This window comes from Bradyrhizobium sp. 132, from assembly GCF_023074185.1.
Classification (GTDB): Bacteria; Pseudomonadota; Alphaproteobacteria; order Rhizobiales; family Xanthobacteraceae; genus Bradyrhizobium.
Genome location: NZ_JADPKY010000116.1, coordinates 91,668 through 99,133, shown reverse-complemented (window position 1 = coordinate 99,133; position 7,466 = coordinate 91,668). Strand labels below are relative to the sequence as shown.

The 7,466-nt window shown below is 64.2% G+C and carries 7 protein-coding genes and 2 pseudogenes; 5 read left to right on the top strand and 4 right to left on the bottom strand.

What is annotated here, in order from left to right; all coding sequences use genetic code 11:
* From IVA74_RS25005 to IVA74_RS24990, 4 genes and pseudogenes are all read left to right on the top strand, one after another.
* Positions 1–127, top strand: a pseudogene (locus IVA74_RS25005) (chemotaxis protein CheW); the annotation flags it as partial.
* 72 nt (positions 128–199) lie between these two features.
* Complete coding sequence (locus tag IVA74_RS25000) at positions 200–565, top strand: response regulator (protein WP_007600538.1); 366 nt, start codon at positions 200–202, stop codon at positions 563–565.
* A 75-nt stretch (positions 566–640) separates the two neighbouring features.
* Positions 641–1,840: a chemotaxis response regulator protein-glutamate methylesterase gene (locus IVA74_RS24995; protein ID WP_247348973.1), complete on the top strand. Its 1,200-nt coding sequence runs from the start codon at positions 641–643 to the stop codon at positions 1,838–1,840.
* A complete protein-coding gene (locus tag IVA74_RS24990; protein ID WP_247348971.1) occupies positions 1,837–2,709 on the top strand; it encodes a protein-glutamate O-methyltransferase CheR in 873 nt (290 codons plus the stop codon). The genes IVA74_RS24995 and IVA74_RS24990 overlap by 4 nt, the downstream gene beginning before the upstream one ends.
* A 46-nt stretch (positions 2,710–2,755) precedes the next feature.
* On the opposite strand, the pseudogene IVA74_RS24985 reads toward IVA74_RS24990, so the two are convergent.
* The 4 genes and pseudogenes from IVA74_RS24985 to IVA74_RS24970 all read right to left on the bottom strand — a co-directional run.
* Positions 2,756–3,913 (bottom strand): annotated as a pseudogene (locus IVA74_RS24985) (glutathionylspermidine synthase family protein); the annotation flags it as partial.
* 3 nt (positions 3,914–3,916) lie between these two features.
* Positions 3,917–4,321 (bottom strand): hypothetical protein, encoded by a 405-nt coding sequence (locus IVA74_RS24980; protein ID WP_247348968.1) that lies wholly within the window; start codon positions 4,319–4,321, stop codon positions 3,917–3,919.
* Between the two features lies 1 nt (position 4,322).
* The gene (locus IVA74_RS24975; protein WP_247348967.1) at positions 4,323–4,727 is read right to left on the bottom strand and encodes a DUF350 domain-containing protein; all 405 of its coding nucleotides are present in this window, start codon (positions 4,725–4,727) and stop codon (positions 4,323–4,325) included.
* 164 nt (positions 4,728–4,891) lie between these two features.
* Positions 4,892–5,593 (bottom strand): response regulator transcription factor, encoded by a 702-nt coding sequence (locus IVA74_RS24970; protein WP_007600544.1) that lies wholly within the window; start codon positions 5,591–5,593, stop codon positions 4,892–4,894.
* Positions 5,594–6,044: 451 nt separating this feature from the next.
* Here IVA74_RS24970 and fliI point away from each other — a divergent pair, with 451 nt between their 5' ends.
* A complete protein-coding gene (fliI, locus tag IVA74_RS24965) occupies positions 6,045–7,370 on the top strand; it encodes a flagellar protein export ATPase FliI (protein WP_247348966.1) in 1,326 nt (441 codons plus the stop codon).
* Positions 7,371–7,466 lie beyond the last annotated feature (96 nt).

The window sequence follows — 7,466 nt, the reverse complement described above, 5'->3', positions numbered from 1 at the left end:
CCCCGTCAACCTCGATCCCCGCATGGCCAAGCTCGCCGGCGGCGTCCACCGCCTCGACGGACAGCTCATGGTCGTCCTCGACGTCGATCGCGTCCTCGAGCTCGCGCCCGAGATGATGGCGGCCTGATACGGCGGCACTACCGCCGACGTACCTGCAATTGGAAGTGCCCCCGCAAAGGGGGTAGAAGCAGAGGTTCACATGCGAACTTGTCTCGTCGTTGATGATTCCAGCGTCATCCGCAAGGTTGCGCGCCGGATCCTGGAGGGCCTCGACTTCCAGATCCTCGAAGCGGAAGATGGTGAGAAAGCGCTGGAAGCCTGCAAGCGCGGCCTGCCCGACGCAGTGCTGCTCGACTGGAACATGCCCGTGATGGACGGCTACGAGTTCCTCGGCCATCTCAGGCGCATGCCCGGTGGCGACCAGCCCAAGGTCGTGTTCTGCACCACCGAGAACGACGTCGCGCACATCGCGCGCGCACTGCACGCCGGCGCCAACGAGTATATCATGAAGCCGTTCGACAAAGACATCGTGACGGCGAAATTCCAGGAAGTCGGGCTTATCTGAGCGACCGCCCGGAGGCTGAACGGATCCTTCGGCGTTTGTTTTCAACTGAACCGTTTCAGTCCGAGTTGGTGAGTAATGAGCGTTGCGTTCGCAGGTAATTCAACCACGGGTTCGTCGCGCGAAGCCGGCCCGTTGCGGGTGATGATCGTCGACGACTCCGTCGTCATCCGCGGTCTGATCTCGCGCTGGATCGGTGCCGAGCACGACATGGAGGTCGCGGCCTCGCTGCGCACCGGGCTCGAGGCGGTCAACCAGATCGAACGCATCAACCCTGATGTTGCCGTGCTCGACATCGAAATGCCCGAGCTGGACGGCATCTCGGCGCTGCCGCAATTGCTGGCGAAGAAGCGCGATCTCGTCATCATCATGGCCTCGACGCTGACCCGCCGTAACGCGGAGATCAGCTTCAAGGCGCTGTCGCTCGGCGCGGCCGACTACATTCCGAAGCCGGAATCGACGCGCGAGGCGTCGGCTGCGGACATCTTCCATCACGACCTGATCCAGAAGATCCGCCACCTCGGCGCACGTCTGCGCCGGAAGCCCGCCGTTGCGAGCCCGCCGCTGGCGCCCGCAAGCCCGGCATCAGTCGCACGCGGACCGGCTGTCGCGCGGCCTGCTACGCCCGCACCGGCTCCGGCTATACATGCCGTGTCGTCGGGTCCGCTGACCACGCGTCCGTTCTCGACCCAGGCGCCGAAGGTGCTGCTGATCGGCTCGTCGACCGGCGGTCCTCAGGCGCTGATGGCGCTCGTCACCGAGCTCGGTCCGGTGATCGACCGCTTCCCGGTGCTGATCACCCAGCACATGCCGCCGACCTTCACGACCATCCTTGCCGAGCATCTGGCACGCACGAGCCGCAAGCCTGCGGCCGAGGCGGTCGATGGCGAGCCGGTAAAGCCGGGCCGCATCTATCTTGCGCCGGGCGGCAAGCACATGCGCGTCGTGCGCAGCGGCGCCGACGTGGCGATCTCGCTCGATGACGGCCCCGCCGTCAATTTCTGCAAGCCCGCAGTCGATCCGCTGTTCACCTCCGCCATCGGCATCTGGCATGGTGCCATCCTCTCCGTGATCCTGACGGGCATGGGCTCGGACGGCATGCGCGGCGGCAAGGACATCGTTGCCGCCGGCGGCAGCGTCATCGCGCAGGACGAAGCCACGAGCGTGGTCTGGGGCATGCCGGGCGCGGCGGCCCATGCCGGCATCTGCGCGGCGATCCTGCCGCTCAACCAGATCGGCGCCCGGGTCAATCGCCTGTTCGCAGGAGACCGCTCGTGACGCCGGTCGACTACGACTATCTGCGCAAGTTCCTGAAAGAGCGCTCCGGCCTCGATCTCTCCCCGGACAAGCAGTATCTGGTTGAGAGCCGTCTGCTGCCGCTGGCCCGCAAGGCTAGTCTTCCCGGCATTCCCGATCTCGTGCTGAAGATCAGGAACGGCGACGGGCGGCTTGCGACCGACGTGGTCGAAGCGATGACCACCAACGAGACTTTCTTCTACCGCGACAAGATTCCATTCGACCACTTACGCGAAACCATCCTGCCGGGTCTGCTTCGGGCGCGCGCGGCGCGCAGATCGCTGCGCATCTGGTCGGCGGCGTCGTCGACGGGGCAGGAGCCCTATTCGATCGCGATGTGCGTGAAGGAGATGGGCACAGCCTTCGCCGGCTGGCGCATCGAGATCGTCGCCACCGATCTGTCGCAGGAGGTGCTGGAGAAATCCAAGGCCGGCGTCTACAGCCAGTTCGAGGTGCAGCGCGGCCTGCCGATCCAGCACCTGATGAAATACTTCACGCAATCGGGCGACATCTGGCAGCTCAATGCCGACATTCGCGCGATGGTGCAGTTCCGCCAGCTCAATCTGTTGCAGGACTTCTCCCATCTCGGCACGTTCGACGTAATCTTCTGCCGCAACGTGCTGATCTATTTCGACCAGGACACCAAGGCGGTGATCTTCGAGCGCATGACGAAGGGACTGGAAGTCGACGGTACGCTGCTGCTTGGCGCCGCCGAATCCGTCGTCGGCATCACCGACGCGTTCCGCCCGATCGCCGACCGCCGCGGTCTCTATCAGCTCAACCCGACGCGCTCCGGCCGCCCGATGGGCGGATTGATGCCGCCGTCGTTGAAGGTCGCCGCGGCGCGGTAAACTGTCTTCCTTGTCCCCACAAGGTGAGGGGGAAGAGCGTAACTAACAAAATCGCATGCGGCAGAAACCGCGAGCCGTTGCCGGTGATCGGGCTTTCATCCTCGCGGATCGACAGGCCGCAGGGTTCGTGATTCACCAGCCAGCTTCCCACCACCGGATAGAAGCCTGAAAAATTCGGCAGCGGTGACAATGCCTGCCGCACAAATCCTTCGGCGCCGTAAGGGCCGGCCTGCTCGTCGAGCGGCATGCCGCCAGACACCAGCGTGACATTGGCGCCTTCGCGCGACAGCAGCGGCTTGCGCACACAGGAGCTGCCGAGCTCGGCCGCCCGCGGATCGTCCTCGAAGAAGGCCGGCAGCAGATGGGGATGGTTCGGAAACATCTCCCAGAGCAGCGGCAGGATGCCCTTGTTGGAGAGCACCGCCTTCCACGGCGGTTCGATCCAGCGCGTCGTTGCGTCCTTGAGCTTCGCGCCGAAGGCGTCGTGGAACATCCATTCCCAGGGATAGAGCTTGAAGGCGAGCGCTATGTCGCGGCCGTCGATATCGACGAAGCCGCCGGCCTGGTCGCGCCAGCCGATCGCCTCGATGTCGAGCAGTGTGGTTGTCAGTCCCGCCTGGCGCGCCGTGTCTTCGAGATAGGCGAGCGTGCCGGCGTCCTCGTCATTGCCTGTGGTGCCGGCGAGATGGACATGGCGGCCTGCGGCAATCTGCTTCCACGCTTCGATCAGCCGTTCGTGGATGGAGTTGAACTGGTCAGCGCGTGACGGGATGATTTGGCGATCGATCGCCTGTTCGACCCAGGTCCATTGAAACACCGCGGCTTCGAAAACCGAGGTCGGCGTATCCGCGGTGTATTCGAGCAGCTTTGCCGGCCCCTTGCCGTCGAATTTCAGATCGAGCCGGCCATAGAGGCTGCGGTCGTCTCGTGCCCAGCTTTCGGCGATCAAGCTCCAGAACGCGTCCGGTATCTTCAAGCGCTGCAGATGGCGCTCGTCGCCGATCACGCGGCCGGCAAGCTCCAGGCACATCGCGTCGATCTCGCCGGTCGGCGTCTCGATGCCGCGCTCGATCTCGTCGAGCGTGAAGGCGTAGTAGGCGCGCTCGTCCCAATAGCGCTCGCCGTCGATGGTGTGGAAGGCGAAGCCGTATTGTTCGGCAGTCTGCCGCCAGTCGTCGCGCTCGGGGCAGACGATGCGTCGCATGGATCAGCCGCCACCCGAAAAGCCGTGACCAAACGAGCCGAAGCCGCCGCGGCTCACGCCGCCGGAGCCTGAATCGGACGACATTCCCGACGAGGAATGGCTCGAGGAGTCGCTGCTGGAGAAACTCGATCGCGACGACCAGCGCGAGCCGCCGCCGCCTGACGAACCGCTTCTGCTGCTGCACGCGGCGCTTGCCTGCACCGACGCGGCTCCGTGGACTGTCGCCCCGGGAGCAGAGGGCTCGCAATTCTGCCGCGGCATCAGCGTGTAGGCGGTGGCGCCGACCGCGATTGTGCCCATCACCAGCAGCGCGACATGGCCGGAGCGCTTCACCGGCTGTTGCGGAGACGGCGGTCCCGCCGCCGGCCGGCGTTTGCCGAACTCCTTTTTGGAGGGCCTGTCGGCCATGTCAGTAGATCATGCAGGCGGCGTTGAGCAGGCCCGCGGCGAGCGACGACAGCCCGAGCCAGATCGCGGGCGCGAGCTCGCCGGCGGCGATCCGCGCCGACAGGTTCGGCACCGGCACCTTCACCAGAAAGAACACGACGATCTGAACGAGCAGCCCGATCATCGCCCATATCAGGCAGTCCAGCACATTGGCCGAATGCGCGATGGCGCTAACCAGCGGCGCCACGAAGCCCAGCAGGCTGAGGCCGAGCGCGATCGCGGCAGCCGGATCGTTGTCGCGGATCAGCTGGAATTCGTTGTGCGCCGTGATGCGGGTGTAGACGAACAGATACGCCACGATCGCGACCAGCCCGGTGCAGAAATAGACCAGGAAGGCGGGCAAGCCGGCCAGTGATTGCAGGATCATCGTTCCCCCATCGTGCAGCGACCATTCGTCGGCGGGGGAAGGATAGCGGTTCAATGGCGGGCGGACGATGAGGCCGCGTTCGTTCCCAAAAACAAAAACCCCGCCATTTGCGGCGGGGTCCAGGCTGGGAGGAGCAAACCCCTGGGGCTTGCGACGTAAACTGATCAGGCGGGAATGCGCTCTTCGACCTCGTGCGGCTCGCGCAGCACGTAGCCGCGGCCCCACACGGTCTCGATAAAGTTGCGGCCTTCCGAGGCATTCGCGAGCTTCTTGCGGAGCTTGCAGATGAAGACGTCGATGATCTTCAGCTCCGGCTCGTCCATGCCGCCGTAGAGGTGGTTGAGGAACATTTCCTTGGTGAGGGTCGTACCCTTGCGGAGCGAGAGCAGCTCCAGCATCTGGTATTCCTTACCGGTCAGATGCACGCGCTGGCCGCCGACTTCGACCGTCTTGGTGTCGAGGTTGACGACGAGGTCGCCAGTCTGGATGACCGACTGGGCATGGCCCTTGGAACGGCGCACGATCGCGTGGATGCGGGCAACCAGCTCGTCCTTGTGGAACGGCTTGGTCATGTAGTCGTCGGCGCCGACGCCGAGACCCTTGACCTTGTCCTCGATGCCGGCGAGGCCGGAGAGGATCAGAATTGGTGTCTTGATCTTGGAGACCCGGAGCTGCTTGAGCACGTCGTAGCCGGACATGTCGGGCAGGTTGAGGTCGAGAAGGATAATGTCGTAATCGTATAATTTACCGAGATCGACGCCTTCTTCCCCCAAATCGGTCGTGTAGACGTTGAAGCTCTCAGACTTCAGCATCAGCTCGATCGACTGCGCGACGGCGCTGTCATCTTCAATCAGCAAAACGCGCATGCCAGTTCCCCATAGTCGCCGCTCCTGGGCGTCAGGTCGGCCGCATTCGCGGCACACAACAAAACGCCTTTGAACAACTGATTCGGATCCTGACAACAGATGGTTAACAAATTCTGATTCTGGAACGCAAGCCCTGTAGATGCAATTTTGGTCGAATCGCCCTAAGGTCTTGTGTGCGAAGCAGCTTTCGTTATCCGGTTGCGTTCAAGTTCCACTTTAAGAGACGGGCCTAACCGACTCCCGCGACTCAACCTTCTTCTGAAGGGGAGTCACGCTCAGTCACAAAGACAGTGACGCAATGATTAACGATGCGGGTAAACACGAAGTTAAGCGCCGTTCAGAAATATGGCGAAATTTAAGGTTTTCGCCACGAACCCCCCGGGATCGCGCAGGCGATCACCCCATCAAGGCCCTCTTATGAAGGCACTCTCTTAATGAAAGCTCTTGCCGAATGAAGGCGCTGGCCGAACAGATCGGCGATATCGACGGCGTCAATATTTATGGCCGTGTGGTCGGCGTGCGCGGCCTGATGGTCGAGGTGGCCGGCCCGATCCACGCGATGTCGGTCGGCGCGCGGCTCGTGATCGAGACCGGCGGCAACCGTTCCATCCCCTGCGAGGTGATCGGCTTCTCCGGCAACAATGCCGTCGTGATGCCGTTCGCCGGCCTCGACGGCGTGCGGCGCGGCTGCAAGGCCGTTATCGCCAATTCCGCAAATCAGGTGCGGCCTTGCGCGGCCTGGCTCGGCCGCGTCGTCAATGCGCTGGGCGAGCCGATCGACGGCAAGGGGCCGCTGCCGCAGGGCCCGGCGCCAATGCCGTACCGCAATTCGCCGCCGCCGGCGCACTCGCGCAAGCGCGTCGGCGCGCCGCTCGATCTCGGCGTGCGCGCGATGAACACCTTTCTCACCTGTTGCCGCGGCCAGCGCATGGGCATCTTCGCAGGGTCCGGCGTCGGCAAATCGGTGCTGCTGTCGATGCTCGCGCGCAATGTCGATGCCGCGGTCAGCGTCATCGGGCTGATCGGCGAACGTGGCCGCGAGGTGCAGGAGTTCTTGCAGGACGACCTCGGAGAGGAGGGCCTGGCGCGCTCCGTCGTCGTGGTCGCGACCTCTGACGAGCCGGCGCTGATGCGCCGCCAGGCCGCGTATCTCACGCTCGCGGTCGCCGAATATTTTCGCGACGAGGAGCAGGACGTCCTGTGCCTGATGGATTCGGTGACGCGCTTTGCCATGGCTCAGCGCGAGATCGGTCTGTCCGCCGGCGAACCGCCGACCGCCAAGGGCTACACGCCGACCGTGTTCACCGAGCTGCCGAAGCTTCTGGAGCGCGCCGGACCGGGCCTGGGCGAGGGCGCCATCACCGCGATCTTCACCGTGCTGGTCGACGGCGACGACCATAACGAGCCGATCGCGGATGCTGTCCGCGGCATCCTCGACGGCCACATCGTGATGCAGCGCTCGATCGCCGAGCGCGGCCGCTACCCCGCCATCAACATCCTCAAATCCGTCTCCCGCACCATGCCGAAATCGGCCGACCCGCAATTCTGGCCGACCATCCAGCGGGCGCGCCAGGTGATGGCGACCTATGCCGACATGGAGGAATTGATCCGGCTCGGGGCCTACCGCGCCGGCTCCAGCCCCGAGGTCGACGAGGCGATCCGCCTGCACGAGCCGCTGGAGGCCTTCCTGCGCCAGCGCAAGGACGAAAATGCATCACTGGCGGACGGCTACCGCCAGTTGGCGCTAATCCTCGGCAATTTGGAAACGGAACGCTAACTTTGTCCCGTCATCATCCCATCCCACAGAGTAGCAGAGCCGGTCTTGGCCCCAGTCGGGCCCGTGGGGAGACCGGTGTTGTCCCACGTGCAGCCA

Excerpts from the sequence above, each read along its gene's own strand:
- IVA74_RS25000 (WP_007600538.1), top strand. The coding sequence starts at position 200 with ATGCGAACTTGTCTCGTCGTTGATGATTCCAGCGTCATCCGCAAGGTT.
- fliI (WP_247348966.1), top strand. The coding sequence starts at position 6,045 with ATGAAGGCGCTGGCCGAACAGATCGGCGATATCGACGGCGTCAATATT.
- IVA74_RS24980 (WP_247348968.1), bottom strand. The coding sequence starts at position 4,321 with ATGGCCGACAGGCCCTCCAAAAAGGAGTTCGGCAAACGCCGGCCGGCG.
- IVA74_RS24970 (WP_007600544.1), bottom strand. The coding sequence starts at position 5,593 with ATGCGCGTTTTGCTGATTGAAGATGACAGCGCCGTCGCGCAGTCGATC.
- IVA74_RS24995 (WP_247348973.1), top strand. The coding sequence starts at position 641 with ATGAGCGTTGCGTTCGCAGGTAATTCAACCACGGGTTCGTCGCGCGAA.
- IVA74_RS24975 (WP_247348967.1), bottom strand. The coding sequence starts at position 4,727 with ATGATCCTGCAATCACTGGCCGGCTTGCCCGCCTTCCTGGTCTATTTC.